Source organism: Amycolatopsis sp. NPDC039088 (genome assembly GCF_055598845.1).
The window spans coordinates 129,637-147,487 of record NZ_JBVKAE010000016.1 but is presented as its reverse complement, the minus strand read 5'-3'; the positions used below and the strand labels follow the sequence as shown (position 1 = coordinate 147,487).

General features: G+C 67.7%; 16 protein-coding genes. 4 read left to right on the top strand and 12 right to left on the bottom strand.

Features of this window, described 5'->3' with window-relative positions:
- Positions 1 to 338 precede the first annotated feature (338 nt).
- The gene (locus ACZ7KI_RS21740) at positions 339 to 1,529 is read left to right on the top strand and encodes a PucR-like N-terminal domain-containing protein (protein WP_470274963.1); all 1,191 of its coding nucleotides are present in this window, start codon (positions 339 to 341) and stop codon (positions 1,527 to 1,529) included.
- A 32-nt stretch (positions 1,530 to 1,561) separates the two neighbouring features.
- Positions 1,562 to 2,806: a PucR family transcriptional regulator gene (locus tag ACZ7KI_RS21735; protein ID WP_470274922.1), complete on the top strand. Its 1,245-nt coding sequence runs from the start codon at positions 1,562 to 1,564 to the stop codon at positions 2,804 to 2,806.
- A 748-nt stretch (positions 2,807 to 3,554) separates the two neighbouring features.
- Here ACZ7KI_RS21735 and ACZ7KI_RS21730 read toward each other — a convergent pair.
- The 12 genes from ACZ7KI_RS21730 to ACZ7KI_RS21675 all read right to left on the bottom strand — a co-directional run bounded on the left by ACZ7KI_RS21730 (position 3,555) and on the right by ACZ7KI_RS21675 (position 15,295).
- The gene (locus tag ACZ7KI_RS21730; RefSeq protein WP_470274921.1) at positions 3,555 to 4,232 is read right to left on the bottom strand and encodes a hypothetical protein; all 678 of its coding nucleotides are present in this window, start codon (positions 4,230 to 4,232) and stop codon (positions 3,555 to 3,557) included.
- Between the two features lie 11 nt (positions 4,233 to 4,243).
- Entirely contained in the window at positions 4,244 to 4,747 is a 504-nt protein-coding gene (locus ACZ7KI_RS21725; protein WP_470274920.1) for a hypothetical protein, read from the bottom strand.
- 5 nt (positions 4,748 to 4,752) lie between these two features.
- Entirely contained in the window at positions 4,753 to 5,853 is a 1,101-nt protein-coding gene (locus tag ACZ7KI_RS21720; protein WP_470274919.1) for an MCE family protein, read from the bottom strand.
- Positions 5,853 to 6,836: an MCE family protein gene (locus ACZ7KI_RS21715; protein WP_470274918.1), complete on the bottom strand. Its 984-nt coding sequence runs from the start codon at positions 6,834 to 6,836 to the stop codon at positions 5,853 to 5,855. The genes ACZ7KI_RS21720 and ACZ7KI_RS21715 overlap by 1 nt, the downstream gene beginning before the upstream one ends.
- Entirely contained in the window at positions 6,833 to 7,837 is a 1,005-nt protein-coding gene (locus tag ACZ7KI_RS21710; protein WP_470274917.1) for an MCE family protein, read from the bottom strand. The genes ACZ7KI_RS21715 and ACZ7KI_RS21710 overlap by 4 nt, the downstream gene beginning before the upstream one ends.
- On the bottom strand, positions 7,837 to 8,847 hold the full coding sequence (locus ACZ7KI_RS21705) for an MCE family protein (protein WP_470274916.1): 1,011 nt from the start codon (positions 8,845 to 8,847) through the stop codon (positions 7,837 to 7,839). Before ACZ7KI_RS21705 ends, ACZ7KI_RS21710 begins: the two co-directional genes overlap by 1 nt.
- The gene (locus ACZ7KI_RS21700) at positions 8,844 to 9,857 is read right to left on the bottom strand and encodes an MCE family protein (RefSeq protein WP_470274915.1); all 1,014 of its coding nucleotides are present in this window, start codon (positions 9,855 to 9,857) and stop codon (positions 8,844 to 8,846) included. Before ACZ7KI_RS21700 ends, ACZ7KI_RS21705 begins: the two co-directional genes overlap by 4 nt.
- Positions 9,854 to 11,077: an MCE family protein gene (locus tag ACZ7KI_RS21695; RefSeq protein WP_470274914.1), complete on the bottom strand. Its 1,224-nt coding sequence runs from the start codon at positions 11,075 to 11,077 to the stop codon at positions 9,854 to 9,856. The genes ACZ7KI_RS21700 and ACZ7KI_RS21695 overlap by 4 nt, the downstream gene beginning before the upstream one ends.
- On the bottom strand, positions 11,074 to 11,913 hold the full coding sequence (locus ACZ7KI_RS21690; protein ID WP_007033208.1) for an MlaE family ABC transporter permease: 840 nt from the start codon (positions 11,911 to 11,913) through the stop codon (positions 11,074 to 11,076). Before ACZ7KI_RS21690 ends, ACZ7KI_RS21695 begins: the two co-directional genes overlap by 4 nt.
- Before the next feature lie 4 nt (positions 11,914 to 11,917).
- Positions 11,918 to 12,721 carry an MlaE family ABC transporter permease gene (locus tag ACZ7KI_RS21685; RefSeq protein ID WP_470274913.1) on the bottom strand — a complete coding sequence of 268 codons (804 nt, stop codon included), beginning with the start codon at positions 12,719 to 12,721 and terminating at the stop codon, positions 11,918 to 11,920.
- A 2-nt stretch (positions 12,722 to 12,723) separates the two neighbouring features.
- Positions 12,724 to 13,497 carry a hypothetical protein gene (locus ACZ7KI_RS21680; RefSeq protein WP_470274912.1) on the bottom strand — a complete coding sequence of 258 codons (774 nt, stop codon included), beginning with the start codon at positions 13,495 to 13,497 and terminating at the stop codon, positions 12,724 to 12,726.
- 202 nt (positions 13,498 to 13,699) lie between these two features.
- Entirely contained in the window at positions 13,700 to 15,295 is a 1,596-nt protein-coding gene (locus ACZ7KI_RS21675) for a DUF6801 domain-containing protein (protein WP_470274911.1), read from the bottom strand.
- Between the two features lie 356 nt (positions 15,296 to 15,651).
- Here ACZ7KI_RS21675 and ACZ7KI_RS21670 point away from each other — a divergent pair, with 356 nt between their 5' ends.
- Together ACZ7KI_RS21670 and ACZ7KI_RS21665 are read left to right on the top strand one after the other, a co-directional pair.
- Complete coding sequence (locus tag ACZ7KI_RS21670) at positions 15,652 to 16,596, top strand: ATP-binding cassette domain-containing protein (RefSeq protein ID WP_470274910.1); 945 nt, start codon at positions 15,652 to 15,654, stop codon at positions 16,594 to 16,596.
- On the top strand, positions 16,593 to 17,444 hold the full coding sequence (locus ACZ7KI_RS21665) for an ABC transporter permease (RefSeq protein ID WP_470274909.1): 852 nt from the start codon (positions 16,593 to 16,595) through the stop codon (positions 17,442 to 17,444). Before ACZ7KI_RS21670 ends, ACZ7KI_RS21665 begins: the two co-directional genes overlap by 4 nt.
- Positions 17,445 to 17,851 lie beyond the last annotated feature (407 nt).

The window sequence follows — 17,851 nt, the reverse complement described above, 5'->3', positions numbered from 1 at the left end:
TGTCACCCACCGCCGGATCGGACCACCCGTTCGGGTGTAGTCCATCCAGGTGGCCGATCCGGGCCCCGCCAGCCGTTGACACTCGTCACGGCCGGATTTTATGTTGCGTGAGCCACAAAATCTGGATCGGCTTCACCGTTGAAGAGGCTGATTTTGTTGCTAACAAGGATAAAAACATGACCGACTTGGATACCGGGTTCTCGCGGCACGATCTGCGGACCGCACGGCCTGACCCCGACGTGCGTCATCCCGCCACCCCGCACCGCCAGCCACCGGGTCCGGTCCAACGACCGCGCGCCTTCACGCCGGCACCGAGAACCCCTGTGGAGAACCGACCTGTGCGCAGCACCGGTGCGAATGGACTGTGGGCGTCACTGCCGAGGGAACTGGGCGAGCGGTTCCGGCCGCGCGCCGACCCCTTGGCCCGAGCCATCCTCCAGGAGGTACAACGAGCCGTCCCCGAATACGCGCAGCCACTGGAAGGCGCGTTCGGACAGACCATCACACAGGGTATCCGGCAGGCCATCCTGCACTGCCTCGACACCATCGGTCAGGGGACGGCCTCACTCGACAAGTGGTCGGCGGTCTTCCGTCACCTCGGGAAGGTCGAGTTCAAGGAAGGCCGCAGTCTCGACTGCCTGCAGACGGCCTACCGCGTCGGCGGTCGCGTCGCCTGGCGGCACGTTTCGGAATTCGGGCAGGCGATCGGAGCGGACGCCGATCTCCTCTGCACCGCGGCCGAAGCGATTTTCGCTTACGTGGACGAAATTTCCGCCCTGTCCATCGAGGGCTACACGGCCGCGCAGGAGCGGGCCGCCGGCACCAGGGCCAGACGCAGGCGCAGGCTGCTCGAACTCATGCTCTCCGATCCGCCGTCCTCACCGCAGTCGATCGCGTCCCATGCCGCCAACGCCCAGTGGGCGCTGCCCCCCGAGGTCACGGTCGTCGCGCTCGAACGCCGGAACGGTCCTCTCGACTCCGACAGCGCCGATCTGGACGCCGACGTCCTGGTCGACTTCGAGGGCCCGAAGCCCTGTCTGGTCACCGGCGACCCCGACAAACACCTGAAGGATCTCGCGGAACGACTTCCCGGCTGGCGGGCGGTGATCGGACCCGCCGTGCGGCTCACCGAAGCGCCGCGTTCCCTGCTGTGGGCCCGCCGTACCCTGCGGCTGGTCCAGCGCGGGGTACTGCCGGACAATCCGGTCACCTGGTACAGCGATCACCTGTCGACCCTGTGGCTGCTCGCCGACGAGTTCCTGGTCCGTGAGCTCTGCACGCGCAGCCTCGCGCCGTTCAACGACCTGACGCCCAAGCAGCGGGCGCGGCTCGGGGAGACGTTGCTGATCTGGTTGCAGTCCCGGGGCAGCGCTCCCGAGATCGCGAAGAAACTCAAGGTCCACCCCCAGACCGTGCGGTACCGCATGCACCAGCTCATCGATCTCTTCGGCGACCGGTTGAACAACGCCGACGACCGGCTCGACATGGAGATCGCCCTGCGCGCGGAGGCCTTGCTCGCCGAGGACTGATCAGCGTTTCCCACTCACAACGAGGTGACGAGGTGACCCGACCGCAGGATGGTCGCAGCGGGGTCGAGGCGACGTACGGCCCGCTCCTCATGCCCGCTCGGCCGGGTGGGTCGAGCGGGCGTCCGGTCCAGCTCTGGGCCCTGCTGCCGAGAGAGCTGGCGACGGTGTTCCGTCCGGTGCTCGCCGACGTGGCCGGGGAGGTGGTCCGCGAGATCCAGCGGACCATCCCCGACTACGCGCGGCCGCTGGACGGCGCTTTCGGGAAAGCGCTCAAGACCGGCGTCCAGATGGCGTTCCTGCAGTTCCTGGAGCGGATCGGGAACCCGGAGGCGCCGTCGGAAGACCGCCGGAGCGTGTTCCTGAGCCTGGGCGTCCAGGAGTTCCACCAGGGCCGCAACGTCGACGTCCTCCAGGCCGCGTACCGGGTCGGGGCCAGGGTGACCTGGCGACGGGTGGCCGAAGCGGGTCGGCGTACGGGCGTACCTTCGGCGACGCTGTGCCTGCTCGCGGAAGCCATCTTCGCCTACATCGACGAACTCTCGGCGCTGTCCGTCGAGGGGCACGCGGAGGCGCGCGAGAAGGCCGCCGGCGCGCTGGAGCGTCGGCGCCACCGGCTGATGGAGCTTTTGCTCGCCGAACCGCCGTCACCACCCGACGTCGTCAAACACGCCGCCGACCTCGCGCGCTGGCAGTTGCCGGAGCTGCTCGTCGCCGTCGCCCTCGACCAGCCGTCGGAAGAAGTTCCGGCGGCCGCTTCGAGCGCGCTGGCGGACTTCGAGAGCAGTTCGCCCTGCCTGCTGCTCCCTGCGCCGGAACCAGACGAACGAGAACAATTCGCCGAATCCCTGACAGGATGGCGAGCCGCTATCGGCCCCGCCGTCCCCCCGGCGTTCGCCGCCCGCTCCCTGCGGGCCGCACGAGAGGCACTGCGGCTCGTCGAGTCCGGCGTGCTCGCCGACGAGCCCGTGACGTGGTGCGTCGACCACCTTTCGCGATTGTGGCTGCTCAAGGAACCCTTCCTGGCCGCCGAGCTGGTTCGGGAGCGGCTCGGGCCGCTGGCCGGGTTGACCGGGAAGCAGCACACCCGGCTGGCCGGGACCTTGCTGGCGTGGCTGGAGACGTGCGGGAACGTCCGCGAGGTGGCGGAACGGCTCGCGGTCCATCCGCAGACGGTCCGGTCACGCGCGCAGGAGCTGGAGACGCTGTTCGCGGACGGGCTGAAGGACCCCGAACGGCGCTTCGAGATGATCCTCGCCCTGCGAGCGATCCCCACCTGAGCCCCACCGCGTTTAGAGGACTAAACGCGGGCGGTGAGCGACACTTCGCGACCTATCAAGCGCCAACCAAGGTGGCGTGTCCGTGAAGGCCTCCTTCCCTACCTTGAAAGTCAGGGTTGCGGCAAAGTCGCAGAGTTGCTGGTCGGCTGCACCTCTATAGCGGGACAAGACGAACGCGTCGTGGTGGACACGGCGGGAGCGGGCCCACGCAAAGGTGCCTCACCCGGGTCCGGACTGTCCATAAGGGACACTTTCCGAGACAAAAATGCCCGATTTGGGCATCTTGCACGGTTTCGCGTGGCTGGATGGATGGCGCGTGTGATCCGACGGAGGACACGTGTGACTGGATGGATGACACGCCGGAGCGGCAGGTTTCGTCGCGTGCTCTCCGTTCACTCACGCGTGGCCTCCGCCGGATCACGCGTGTCGCCCGATGGCAGGTACCTAAGACACAAGTAGCCCTCACCCGAACCGCCACTCACACCATTCCCCCGAAACCACACCTATAGCCCCGCGGCATCCAAAATCAGGCCCGCCCTACCTCGGCTCACCCTTGATCAACGGAAGATCAGGGACATTGAGTGTCCCCGATCTTCCGTTGATTAAGCTCTACCTCGACTTTGCCGGGACCCTGACCCTGAAAGTAGGGAAGGAGGCCTTCACGGACTTCCTGGCTTGAGGCTTCCGGCGAGCCATCCGACCTGAGCCCCACCGCATTTAGAGGACTAAATGCGTGAGGGAATGAGGGTCAAGCGGCGGCGAGGGCGGTCACTCGCCACTTGCCGTCGGAGCGTTCCGCGGTGACGCTCAGCTGGGCCGCACCGGTGCTCCGCTGCCCGTCGCCCCGCACGCCGGTCTGGTCGAGGAACACCAGCAGCGACGCCCGGTCGCCGTCGAGCACCTTGACACCCGAGACCACCGGAGTCGAAGTCACGACCAGTTTCTGCGTCACGGCCAGGTTCCGGACCTGGGCGAACAACTGGTCGTACTGCCCGAGTGCCGGGCCGGTCAGCACCTCTTTCGCGGCCTGTTCGCTTTTGGCCGGATCGTCGTAGCGGTAGGAAAAGACCGTGCCGAGTGCCTTGCCGACCTGGTCGCTCACCTCGGCGGTCGTGGCGACGTCGGTCAGCGCGGTGTTGTGGGTCAGCACCGCGGTGGCGTCCCGCGCCTCGATCGCGAACCACCCCGCGAGGCCCGCCATCACCAGCGCGACCGCGCCGAACACCACCGGAAGACGACGACGCCGCACAGGCGCGACCACCTCTTCGGACGCCTCGGCGGCCGAATCGACGGAATCAGGCTCAAGCACCTCATCGGCACGTTCTGGCTCGGGAGCCTCGATGACGCTCGTCCGGGCACTCCCGCCCATCTTCCCGGCCACCTTCACCGTGCGCCGTGCCGGTTTGACGGTTCGTTTCGTCGACATCGCGTCCTCCGTCAGGGCTTTCCGGTGTCGGTCACCGGCACCTGGCCGAGCGACGTGACGCGCCACCCGTCCGGCGTCCGGTTCAGGCCGGCGCGGAACCGGTTGTGCTTGGTCACGGCTTCACCGCCGTCGGGCCGGACCTCGAGTTCGACCGACGCGATCACCTCGGCGGTCCCGCCGCCACTGTCCACTTCGGTCACCGCGGCGTCGACGACCCTGCCGGTGGTGACGGTTTTCGCCTGGCCGATCCGAGCCAGCCCGCCTTCCCGGTCCCGCGCCAGCTCATCGTGCAGCGCGCCGCCGGAGAGGCTCAGCCAGTTCTGATATCCCTGGTCGGCCTGCCGATAGTCCAAAGTGGTCAATGCGGCGACCGCCTGCCTGCCCGCCTGCAACGCGTCCTCGCGGACCGTGGCCCGCGCGACGCCGTCGTCCCGGCTCGCGTCCCACCAGGAGTAACCGAACCAGACGGCGAGTGCCGTGGCGACCACGGCGAGAAGGGCGGCGAATCTGGTCATGGGCTTCACCTTCCCGGCACGTTCTGCGAACCACGCACGTTCGTCGGATTGCCCTTCGGCAAGGCACAGCGCGCGGCGGTGTTCAAAGGACGGGTCGAAGTGTCGAGTCCGTCGCGGTAGCCGGTGTTGTAGCCGGTCACGCACGGCGGCGGGTCGAAAAAGGTCAGCGACAGGCCGACGTGCGCACCGTCAGGCCCCATGATCGCGTGTCCGGCCGCGACCGCTTTCGGCGCGGTGACCAGCAACTGCTCGATGCCGTCCTGCCGTGCTTCCAGCACGTCCGCGGTGGTCAGCAGATTCGCCAGCAGGACGCCGAGGCTCGGGCCGGTCTCCCGCAGCAGCGTGCTGACCTCGTTCGCGGCCGCCGGGACGGCCGGGATCAGCCGTCGCAGGTCCCCGTCGGAACTCTTCAGCGTCTCGGCGAGCAGTTTCGCGTTCGCGCCGAACGAGCGGATCGCGTCCGCCTGCGACACCTGCGTGTCGAGCACGGTCTGCGCGTCGGTCACGAACCTGGTCAGCGGGCCGACGTGGGCGCTCGCCTCCTGGACGAACTCGATACCCCGCCCGACGAGCTGATCCAGCGCCGGCCCGGCGTCGGAAGTCGCCTTGTACAGCTCGTCGACCACGGTCCGCAGTGCGGGCTGCGGCACCGAATTGGCGAACGAGTCCACACTGGACAGAACCACGTCCACCGGCAGCGGGATCTTCGTATCCGCCTCGGAGATCACCGACCCGTCCCGCAACGTGGCGCCGTCACCACGACGAGGCCGGAGGTCGACGTACTGTTCGCCGACGGCGGATCGGTTGGCGACCACCGCTTCGGTGTCCGCGGGCACGTCCGGGCCACCCGGCTCGATGTCGAGTTCCACCTCCATCCCGGAGGCGGTCAGCCGCAGTTCGCCGACCCGGCCGATCGGCACGCCCCGGTAGGTGACCTCGGCGTTGTTGAAGATGCCACCGCCGGTGGCGAACCGCGCTTTGACGGTGTAGCCGCGGTCGAGCACCAGCTTGTCCAGTCCCGCGTATGTCGCGCCGACATAGGCGACACCGAGGACTGCGATGACCACGAAGACCACCAGCTGGGCACGGACGAACCTGGTCAGCATCAGCGGCCACCACTGTTCTTGAAGGTCAGGAACGTGTTCAGGTAGTCACCGCGGAGTGCGTCGAGCGCGGCATCGGGGAACGGGAAGGTGAAGATCATCTCCATCGCCTTCGGCAGTTTGTCCCCCGAGTCGGCCAGCTTCCGCAGCATCGGTTCGAGTGCCTTGAGATCCGCGACGAGGTCGTCCTTGCTGCGGTTCACCGTGTCGACCGCGACCGAGGTGAGCCCGTCCAGCGACTTCAGCATCCCGACCAGCGCCTGGCGCTGCTGGTTCAGCACCTCGATGCCGGGGGTGAGCCCGTTCAGCGTCGCCTTGATCTCCTCGGTGTTCGAGTTCAGCGTCGCCGCGAGCTTGTTGACGCTCTCGATGGCGCGGGTGATCTCCGCCTTGTGCTCGTCGAGACCGCGCACGAATGTGTCCAAATTGGACAACAGGCTGCGGGCCGCGCTCTCCTTGCCGCCGAGCGCGTCGTTGAGTTCGCGGGTGATGTTCTGTACCTGCGCGACGCCTCCACCATTGAGCAGCAAGGAAAGCGCGCCGAAGACCTCCTCGATCTCCGGGGTCAGCGACGAACGCGCCAGCGGGATGACCGCGCCGTCGGTCAGCCGCCCGCTCGGGGTCCCGTCGTCCGGCGGCGCGAGCTCGACGAACTTCTCGCCGAGGATGCTCGCCTGCCGCAGCCGCGCGACGGCGTTGGCAGGCAGGTTGACGTCGCCGCTGAGCAGCAGCCCGACCACCGCGCTGCGCCCGTCGGGTGCCAGCTCGACCGTCCGCACCTGGCCGACCGGGACGTCGTTCACCTTCACGCCGGATTGGGGAACGAGATCCAGCACGTTGGTGAAACTCGCCGTGACGTGGATCGGGTGCTCGCCGAGCGCGGCGCCACCCGGCAGCGGGATGTCATAGACGTCGACACCGCTGCTGCAGCCGGTGGCGGCCAACGTGACGGCTACCACGGCGAGGCCTTTGAACCGGGACTTCATTTCGCCCCCGAGAATTCGGTGAGGTTTCCTCGCCCGTCGAGTGTTCCGGCGCCCTGGTTGTACGCGCCGAGCACGTTCGCCAGCGCGTTCGGAGCGGCGTCGAGTGCCTCGCCCAGCGAAGCCTTCTGCTGGCTGAGCACCTTGGTGATCTCGGCCAGTTTGTCCACATCGGACTTGACCTTGCCGCGGTTGTCCCTGATGAAACCCTGGACGACGCTGAGCGCCTCGGTGAGTTCGGTCATCGCTCCGGAGAACTGGTCCCGCTGATCGGCGAGGATCTTGCTGATCGAGGAGATCTGCTGGATCGCCTGTTTCACCTGCCCGTCGTTGGAAGCGAGCATCGCGGTGAACTTGCTGATGTTGTCGACGGAGTCGAACAGATCCTTCTTCGAATCACTCGCCGTACGGGCGAATTCACCGAGGTTCTTGATCGCCTCGCCGAGTTTGCCGCCGTTGCCGTCGAGGTAGGCGGCGGCGTGGGTCAGGACGTCGCTGACCGCGCCGTCCTTGTTGGCGCCCTTCGGCCCCAGCGCGGTCATCAGCTGGTTGAGGCTGCCGAGGAGTTCGTCGACCTCGACCGGGGTCACGGTGCGTTCGCGGGGGATCTTGGCGTCGGCACCCAGCTCCGGCCCGCCCACGTACACCGGGGTGAGCTGCACGTACCGGTCGGCGACCAGGCTCGGCGTGATCACGACGGCGCCGACGTCGGCGGGCAGTTTGACGTCCGGCCGGACGGACATGGTCACCTCGACGTTCGTCCCCTTCGGCTCGACCTTGGTCACCGAACCGATCGCGACCCCGAGCACCCGCACCTCGGAGTTCGGGTACACCCCGACCGTCGCGGTGAAGTATCCGGTCAGGACGCGGTCGGCCTGGCGGGTCAGCAGCGGCCAGGCCGCCGTCACGAGCAACCCGGCGACGACGGCGAGCGCGAGCCGCCGCAGCCAGGCCCGCCGACGGGCCTGTCCCCCGAGATCGGCCAGCGTGAAGTGGCGCCCCATCAGCGTCCCCCGTTCCTCGAAGGCATGCAGCTGCCCGGTGTACCGCCGGTCGGGACCAGCCCGCAGATGTAGGTGTCGATCCAGCGGCCGTTGCCGACCGCGTTGCCGAGCAGCCGGTAGAACGGCCCGGCCAGCCGCAGGCTTTCACTGAGCTTGTCCTGGTTGCGCTGCAGCACGGTGGCGACGCGATCGAGCTGGTCGAGCGCGGGCCCGAGTGTCTTCTGGTTGTCCGCGACGAGCCCCTTGAGCTGCACCGACAGGTTCTTCACCCCGCTGAACAGCTTCGCGATCGCGTCCTTGCGCGCGTTCAGTTCCGTGAGCAGGGTGTTGCCGTCGCGGATCAGCGCCTCGATCTGCTGTGTACGGCCGCCGAGGGTCTGGGACACCTTGTTCGTGTTCTGGAACAGCTTCACCAGTTCCTCGTCGCGGGAGGCGAGCGTCTTGGACAGCGCGGTGATGCCGTCGAAGGCCGTCCGGACGTCCTGAGGTGTGGAGGCACCGAGTGTTTCCGACAGCGTCCCGAACGCTTTCGCCAGCTGGTCGGTGTCGATCGCGCCGACGGTGTTCGCGAGATCGTTGAACACCGTGGTGACGTCGTAGGGCGAACTGGTGCGCTGCACCGGGATCGGTTCGTTCGGATCGAGGTCCGCGTTGCCGACGGGGTCGATGACCAGGTTCTTCTGCCCCAGCAAAGTCTTGATCTTGATCGCGGCGGTGGTGCGGTTGCCGATCCAGGTGTCCTTGACCCGGAACAGCACCTTGACGCGCCCGCCTTCGAGGAGGACGTCGGAGACCTCGCCGACCTTCACGCCGGCCACCCGGACCTCGTCGTTGCGTTTGAGCCCGGCGGCTTCGGTGAACTCCGCCGCGTACGTGGTGCCACCGCCGACCAGCGGGAGGTCGTCGGAGAAGAAGGTCGCCGATCCGGCCACGGCCATCAGCAACGCCGTGATGGCACCGACGATGATCGGGTTGCGGCTGCGGAAGGGTTTGATCCTCGGTGCTTTCACCGGCACCGTCCTTGGGTCAGCGGGATGCCGACCGGCGGGCCGCCGGGGGCGGGCCGCGCGTCGGATTTGACCGAGCACAGGTAGAAGTTGAACCACGACCCGTAGGAGACCATCGCGCCCATGCGGTCCAGCTTCTTCGGGAGGTTCGCCAGGAACTGCTCGAACACCGGGGTGTTGTCGGCCAGGTTCTTCGACAGGTCACCGAGGGTGGTGATACTCGCCTTCAGGGGCGCGCGGCCGTCCTGGAGCAGGCCCGCGGTGGCCGTGGTGAGTTCCCCGAGCCCGCCGATCGCCTGCCCGATGGGTTTCGCGTCCGCGGCGAGCCCGGAGACCAGCTGGGCGGTGACGTCGACGAGTTTGTCGAACTGGTCGCCCTGTGAGTTGAGCGTGTCGAGCACGGTGTTGAGGTTCCCGACCACCTGGCCGATCACCTCGTCCTTGCCCGCCAAGGTTTTCGTGAGCGACCCGGTGTGCTCGATCAGGCTGTCGATGGTGCTCCCCTCGCCCTGCAGTACCTGGACGATCTCGAACGACAACTGGTTCACGTCGTTCGGTGACAACGCCTGGAACAGCGGTTTGAACCCGTTGAACAACGCCGTCAGGTCCAGCGCCGGACGCGTCCGCTCCGGCGGGATCAGCGCCCCTTGTTCGAGCACGGGCGGGCCGTCGGGGCCGGGGTCGATCGCGATGTACCGCTGGCCGACGAGGTTGCGGTACCGGATGGTGACCGTGGCGCCCGCGCTGAGGCGGCGTTTGCTCTCGATCGAGAACCGCACGTCCGCCAGGCGACGTTCGACCACGCCGACGGATTCCACCTGGCCGATGCGGACCCCGGACATCCGGACCTCGTCGCCGGGGTTGACCGACGTCGCGTCCGTGAACCTGGCCGTGTAGCCGACCGTCGTGCCGACACTGGAGTTCGCGATGGTGACGGCCAGGATGCCGGTCGCCACCGCGGTGATCACGAAGAAGATCAGGCCCTTGATCGCCGGTCCCGCGACACTCCTCATCGGACGGTCACCTCCGTTCCGCGCAACGCCGGGCCCACGAGCACGCTGCTCCAGTCCGGGACCTCGGCCGGCTTCATCCCGAGCGACGGCGCCAGAATCTCGGCGACCAGCCCTCGCTCCCCCTTCGAATTGGCCGGGCCGAGGTCCCCATCGGCGGCGAACGACGCCGCCGCCGAAGATCCACCGCCGCCGTAACACCGCGGCCCGCCCTTCTGGTCGAACCGCGGATCGTCCCGGCCCGGCACGTACTTGTCCCTCGGCTCGTGGACGGACAGCGTCACATGCAACCCCGGCTCGCCGGTTCCCTTGCCCAAGGCCTTCTCCATCACCGGCTTGAGCCTGTTCACCGCGTCGAACAGACAGGGGAACTCGGGCGAGTACCGCGAGAGCAGTTCCAGTGTCGGCCTGCTCTTCACGCTGACGCCGACGATGTTCTCCTTGTTCTGCACCAGGAACTTGTTCAGATCGCCGCTCGCGGCGGTGACGCTCGCGTACAGCTTGTCGAGGTCCGCGCGAGTGTCCACAATGGTCTTCGCTGTCGTGGAGAGATCCGAGAGCGCCTTGAGGATGTCCGGCGCGGCCCCGGTGTAGAGGTCGGCCACGTCTGCGGCACGGCTGACGTCGGCCTTGAACCGCGGCATCAGCGGGTTCACCTGGCCGAGGAGGTCGTTGAGCTGGACGACGCTGTCCCCCAACGACTTCCCGCGATTGTCGAGCGCGAGCGAGATGGCGCCGAGCGAGCTGTTGAGCTTCTGCGGCTGCACCGCGCGCAACAGGGGCAGCAGATCGCCGAGCACCCGTTCCAGTTCGATCGCGTTGGCCGAGTGGTCCTGGGTGATGACGTCGCCGTCCCGCAGCGAGCCGCCCGCGGGCCGATCGGGCAGGACGAGGTTGACGTAGCGCTCGCCGAACACCGTCTTCGGCAGCAGGCGGGCCGAAACGTTCCTCGGCAGCTGATCGATCTTCGCCGGGTCGATGGCGAGGTCGATCTCCGCGCCGTCCGCACTGCCCCGGACCGCCCGGACCTCGCCGAACGGCACACCGCGGACCTTGACCTCGGCCGGAGGGGCAAGCTGGTTGCCGACCCGATCGGTCTTGAGCGTGACAAGTTCCGCGCGGTCGAAGTCCTTGTTGAAGATGGCGACGGCCAGCCAGCCGAGCAATACCAGGATGACGAGGAAGATCACCCCGGCGAACTGCGTCCGTGCCCGCGTGCTCATCCGGACACCTTCACCGTCGTGGTCGCGCCCCAGATCGCCAGGCTGAGGAACAGGTCCAGCACGCTGATCAGGACGATCGACGTCCGCACCGCGCGGCCGACGGCGACCCCGACCCCGGCCGGCCCGCCCGCGGCGCGATAGCCGTAGAAGCAGTGCGTGAGGATGACGCCGACGCTGAACACCAGGACCTTGCCGAACGACCACAGGACGTCTTCAGGCGGCAAGAACAGGGAAAAGTAGTGATCGTAGGTCCCACCGGACTGTCCGAAGAAGACGACCGTCGTCACCCGCGAACCGAGGTAGGAGATCAGCAGGCCGATCACGTAGAGCGGGATGATCGCGATGAACCCGGCCACGATCCGCGTGGTGACGAGATACGGCATGCTGCGCACGGCCATCACTTCGAGCGCGTCGATCTCTTCGGAGATCCTCATGGCGCCCAGTTGCGCGGTGAACCCGGCGCCGACCGTCGCGGACAACGCGAGCCCCGCCGACAGCGGCGCGATCTCCCTGGTGTTGAAGTACGCGGTGAGGAAGCCGGTCATCGCGGAGATGTTGATCTGGTTGAGCGCGCTGAAACCCTGCAGCCCCACCGTGATCCCGGTGAACACGCACAGGCCGACCATCACGCCGACGGTGCCCCCGATCACCGCCAGCGCCCCGCTGCCGAAGGTCACCTCGGCGAGCAGGCGCACCACTTCGCGGAAGTAGCGGGTGACGGCCATCGGGATCGCCGCGAGCGCGCGGATGTAGAACAGCAGCTGGTCGCCCAGCTCGAAAAGACTGTTGCCGGGGCGTTTGAACGCTTCGCGGGCCCGTTCGGGGACGCTGGTCACGGGATCAGGTTCCCTTCGCGGGGACGAGCTGCAGGTACAGCGCGGTCAGGACGGTGTTGACGAAGAACAGGAGCAGGAACGTGATCACCACCGACTGGTTGACGACGTCGCCGACGCCTTTGGGGCCGCCTCTGGGGTTCAGCCCCCGGTAAGCCGCGACGACACCGGCGAGGAAGCCGAAGATGAACGCCTTGATCGAGCTGATGACGAGGTCGGGCAGCTGGGCCAGCGCGTTGAAGCTGGCGAGGTACGCCCCCGGCGTCCCACCCTGCACGATGACGTTGAAGAAGTAGCCGCCAAGCACGCCGACGACACTGACCAAACCGTTGAGCAGTACCGAAACCCCGATCGCGGCCTGCACCCGGGGGACGATGAGCCGATGGATCGGCGAGACGCCGAGCACCTCCATCGCGTCGATCTCCTCGCGGATGGAGCGGGCGCCGAGATCCGCGCAGATCGCCGAACCGCCGGCACCGGCGATGATCAGCGTCGTCACGATCGGGCTGGCCTGCTGCACCACGGCCAGGACACTCGCGGCGCCGTTGAACTGCTGCGCGCCGATCTGGCTGGTGAGCGAGCCGAGCTGCAGCGAGATGACCGCGCCGAACGGGATCGACACGAGGATCGCCGGCGTGATCGACACACTGGCGATGAACCAGAACTGCTGGATGAACTCGCGCACCTGTACGGGACGGCGGAACATGGCGAGGACGACGTCGAGCCCCATGGCGCACATGCGGCCGAATTCGCGCAGCGCGGCGGCGGCCTTCTCCGGGGCGCGGGCGAGAAGGGTGACGGGATTGGTCATCGTCAGGCTCCGCATCCGTTGGGGGGCGGCCCGGACCCGACGCAGCGCAGCCGGAGATTGGTCACCAGCGTGTTGCCCGGCCCGGACACGAGACCGGTGAGCAGCGGGCTCAGGTCCTCGCGCACGCCACAGCCGGTGAACGCCGGGGTGGCGAAGGTGCTGGTGGCCTTGACCGGCGGGGCGGGAAACCCGAGCGGCATGAGTGCCTTGATGTTCACCACGGCGGACTGCGCCGTCCGGCAGTTCGGGCCGACGTCGAGGACCCTGCCGTCCACTTTTACGTCGGACAGTTTGATGAACACCTTCGACGTGACGTCGGAATCCCCGCACAGGTTCGTGCCGACGGCCTTGCAGTTGGTCGTGGCGCCGGTCCGCACCTCGACGGTGCCGGTGGCGTCGCCGTCCGGGACGAGTTCGACCGTGCCGGTGGCGGGCATGAACCGGAAGGAGACGAAATAGCTCGACGTCACCGGGATCGCGAGCTTGCCCGTGATCGGGACCTTGCCGGACAGGCCGAGCAGCGCGCCGTCGAACCGGCCCTGCGGGAACGTGATGTCCGAACCGAGTTTCGCGACGTGGCTCGTCGTGGGCTGCTGCTCGTCGCCGACGTAGAAACCGAACTTCAGCCCGGCCTGCGCGGCGGACGGAGGCTGTTCGGGTCCTGCCTGTTGTGTCCGCGCGGGGTCCGCGGAGGCGGAAGCCAGTGAAAGCGCCCCCAGCCCCAGCACCGCCGGGAGCAGGAAGGCGCGCAGGACGCGCCCGGTCAGCACTGACATTCGGGCTTCCTCACTTCTGTTATTCCGGCCGAACGGCCAACTTGTGCAGCACGCTACTGGCGGAAGATCAGCGAAACAAGCAATGGCTGGCGGCGTCCGGAAAAGGGGGCGGTTTTTGTGAAGGGGGTAACTGTTTTGGCTTTGGGTTCGTGAGTGGTAATGACGGTTCCAACCGGCATTACCACTCACGAGACCGGTGAGCTCACTTCTTGGTGAGGTTCACCTCCAGGCTGTTCCCGTCCCCCGAAACCATGGCGCTGATCATCGGGGAGAGCAGACCGCAGCCGCGGAACAGCGGCAGCTTGTATTCCGCCGTCAGCTTGCCGCCCTTCATCGGGTTGAAGCCGTGCGCGGAAACCAACGGGATGTCGGCGGGGTGGGCCGTCTTGCACGCCGAACTCGCCATGATCGGGAAGCCGAACAGCCGCACCGTGAGCAGCTTGACGTCGGCCTTCACGGCGGCCTTGACCGCGCCCGCGGTGACGGTGCCCGTCAGGTCGCCGACCTGGTTGATCTTCACCGTCGCCGAGGCCGGGAAGAAGCCGAGGAAGCGGAACTGCACCGAGGAAGGCGGCAGCGACAGCTGCCCGGTGAACTTGCCCGACTGGGCGTTCAGCTTCGCGGTGAACTCACCGGGACCCAGCGGCAGCTTGGCGTTCAGGCCCGCGATGGTCGTCTTGCCCTTGACCCCGTAGATGATCTGCGTGTCACCCGGCGGCTGTGTCGTGGTCGGCACGGTGGTCGGGCTCGTGGGCTGAGTCGTCGGGGTCGGCTGCGTGGTGGGGGTCGGCTCCGTCGTCGAGGTCGGCTGGGTCGTCGGCGTCGGCTGCGTCGTCGAAGTCGGAGTGGGCTCCGTGGTCGGCGTCGGCTGCGTGGTCGGCGTCGGTTGGGTTGTCGGAGTGGGCTCCGTGGTCGGAGTCGGTTGCGTGGTGGGGGTCGGCTCCGTCGTCGAAGTCGGCTGAGTAGTCGGCGTCGGCTGCGTCGTCGAAGTCGGCGTCGGCTCGGTCGTCGGGGTCGGCTGCGTCGTGGGAGTCGGTTCCGTCGTCGGCGTTGGCTGGGTGGTCGAAGTCGGCGTGGGCTCCGTGGTCGGAGTCGGCTCCGTCGTGGGAGTCGGCTGAGTCGTCGGCGTCGGCTCGGTGGTGGGCGTCGTCGGTGTGGTCGGCGTCGTCGTGCCACCGCCGGCGGGCTTGATCTCGAACGTCCCGAGCTGCTGGTTCTGTCCCGGCTGGACGACGCAGTCGGAGGTGAACGTGCCGAGGTCGGTGGGCTGGCCCTGCGCGTTCTTCGGGGTCATGGTGGTACTGAAGTTCCCCACCGTCACCGAAGCGGTGCCAGGGCTGGGGAACGTGACCGCGGGTGCCTTACCGCTCGTCTTGACGTGGAAATCGCCGGATTCGGGCACCGGCGTGACCGGGATGGTCAGCGGCAGGCCGAGGTTCAGCGTCTTGTCGACCGGATACTTCAGCACCGCGGCGGCCTTGGCGCTGCCCTCGACGGTGGTGGCACCGACGAGCGCGAGTCCCGCGGTCGCGTCCGCCGGAACGGTGACGTCGACGTCGAAGGTGATCGGAGTGGACGTCTTCCCGGCCACGGCGTCGTCCGGCAGGACGGTGTCGATCTTCACGACCAGGGTCTGGTCGCCGATCAACGGGAACGGGCAGGTGTACTTCAGCGTCAGCGACGCGGGCGCCGCCTCGCTCAAGCCCGCGCCGACGACGCCCAGGGTGGCCGCGACGGCGGCCACCGTACCGGCGGCCAAGACTTGCACGGATCTTTTCGACTTCAGTGGGAACTTCACAACGGTCACTCCCGGGAATCGGAGAAATTGCGTGACACGACTGAAACAGCCGCGTCACGGAAGCGGTAAATTACCTGTGAGTTCCGTCACCGGCAAGAAACCCGTATGCGGAACCCTTTCTTTGTCACCCCCGTCAGGTCGAGCCCGGAATAGACTGGCATCGCGACCCGCCGGATCCTGTTTTTGTCACCCGGGTACTCAAACGGAAGCCGAGAACTGTCACGGGTGAATTCTTGTGATGCGGCGGCGAGGCACGGCGACCGGAATTGTCACGCGCGTCCGGAGTCCGCGCCGGTTCATTGCGGCCGCGTCGGATATCTCGGTAGGTTCGGCGGACGTGATCCCAGGGAGTGGCGATGGAGCAGGCTGCCATCGAGGTGACCGGCCTCGCCAAGCAGTACGGTGAGGTGACGGCCCTCGCCGGGGTCAGTCTTCGCGTCGGCCGGGGCACCGTACTCGCCGTGCTCGGCCACAACGGCGCCGGGAAGACGACGCTGATCGACATCCTCAGCACCCGGGTCCAGCCGAGTGGCGGCAGCGCCAAGGTGTGCGGTTTCGACGTCGTCCGCGCCGGGCATCACGTCCGGCGGCGGATCGGCGTCACCGGCCAGTTCGCCGCCGTCGACGACGCGCTGTCCGGTCGCGGCAACCTCGAACTCGTCGCCAGGCTGCTGGGCGCGAACCGGCGTCAAGCCAGGGCGCGGGCAGCGGAACTGCTCGCCATGTTCGGCCTCGACGACGCCGCCGACCGTCCCGCGCGGACGTACTCGGGCGGGATGCGCCGCCGGCTCGATCTGGCCGCGGGACTCGTCGGCTCCCCCGACGTCCTCTTCCTCGACGAACCGACCACCGGCCTCGACCCGGTCAGCCGGGCGGGTCTTTGGGACGGCGTCGAACGCCTCGCCGCCAGGGGCACCACCGTCGTCCTCACCACGCAGTATCTCGAGGAGGCCGACCGGTTGGCCGATCACGTCGTCGTGCTGGGACTGGGCCATGTCACGGTTTCCGGTCGGCCGTCGGAGCTCAAGGCCCGCCTCGGCGACCGGACCGCGACCCTGACCTTCGGCACCGATCTCGCCGCCCGCCGGGCACTGTCCGCGCTGCACCGACTCGGCATGCGCTGCACGCCGTCCGCGTCCGGGCTGGTCGTGAGCGTCGCCCTGTCCGGGCCCGCCGACATCACCGTGCTGGTCCGCGCGCTCGACGCGGCGGGGGCGCCGATGAAGGACCTCACCGTCGCCGAACCGACACTCGACGACGTCTACCTTTCCCTGCACCGGAATCCGGCGGTCCCGTCATGACCGAGGCACGGCACCGCGCGTCCTCGCCCCTGATCCTGAGCGATCCGGCCACCTGGCCGCCCAGCACCTTCGCCACGCAGGTCCGCGTCCTCGCCGGACGCTCGCTGAGGACCGCGTTCGGCGACCGGCGACTGGTGTTCTTCGGTCTGCTGCAACCGATCGTGCTGCTTCTGCTGTTCAGCCAGGTCTTCAACGGCGTCAGCACGCTGCCCGGCGTCGCCGCTTATCAGGGCTACGTGAATTTCTTGGTCCCTGCCACGCTGGTGAACATCGCGATGACCACGGCGATGAGTTCGGGGGCGGGCCTCCTCGCGGAGATCTACAGCGGCTTCACCGGACGTCTTCGCTGCATGCCCATCAGCCTGTCTTCGGTACTGGTGGCCCGTACGATCTCCGATTCGGCCCGGCTCGCGGTGCAGTTGCTCGTGACCGCGCTCGCGAGCGTGGTGCTGCTCGGTTTCCGGCCCACCGGCGGCGTTTTCGGGATCACCGCGGCACTTCTGCTCACCCTGGTGGTCGGCTGGTGCCTGAGCTGGATCTTCGTCGCCATCACGACCTGGCTGCGCAAAGCCGAAACCCTGCAGATGGCGTCGTTCGTGGTGATGTTCCCGCTGATGTTCTCCTCCAGCGCCTACATGCCGCTCGACACCATGCCCACCTGGCTGCGCGTGGTCTCGGCGATCAACCCGCTGACCTACGCGATCGACGCGACGAGGGCGCTCGCGCTGGGACGGCCGTCGGGCTGGTCGATCCCGGTGTCACTCGGGATCGCGGCGGTGGCGGCACTGGCGGGCGGCTGGATCGCGGCGCGGACCTTCCGGTCGCCTCGGGAGACCCCGCCACGGTGACGTCGTCGGTCCAGTGGGTCACCGCAGGCTTCAGGTGAGGAAGTCCGTGAAGGCCTCCTTCCCTACTCTCAAGGCAGGGCCCCGGCAAAGTCGCATAAGTGCTGGTCGGCTGCACCTCTATAGCGGGACAAGACGAACGCGTCGTGGTGGACACGGCGGGAGCGGGCCCACACAAGGGGCCTCACCCGGGTCCGGACTGTCCATAAGGGACACTTTCGAGACAGAAATGCCCGATTTGGGCATCTTGCACGGTTTCGCGTGGCTGGATGGATGGCGCGTGTGATCAGACGGAGGACACGTGTGACTGGGTGGATGACACGCGGGAGCGGCAGGTTTCGTCGGGTGTCGTCCGGCTGGACACGCGTGTTCTCCGTTCACTCACGCGTGCCCTCCGTCGGATCACGCGT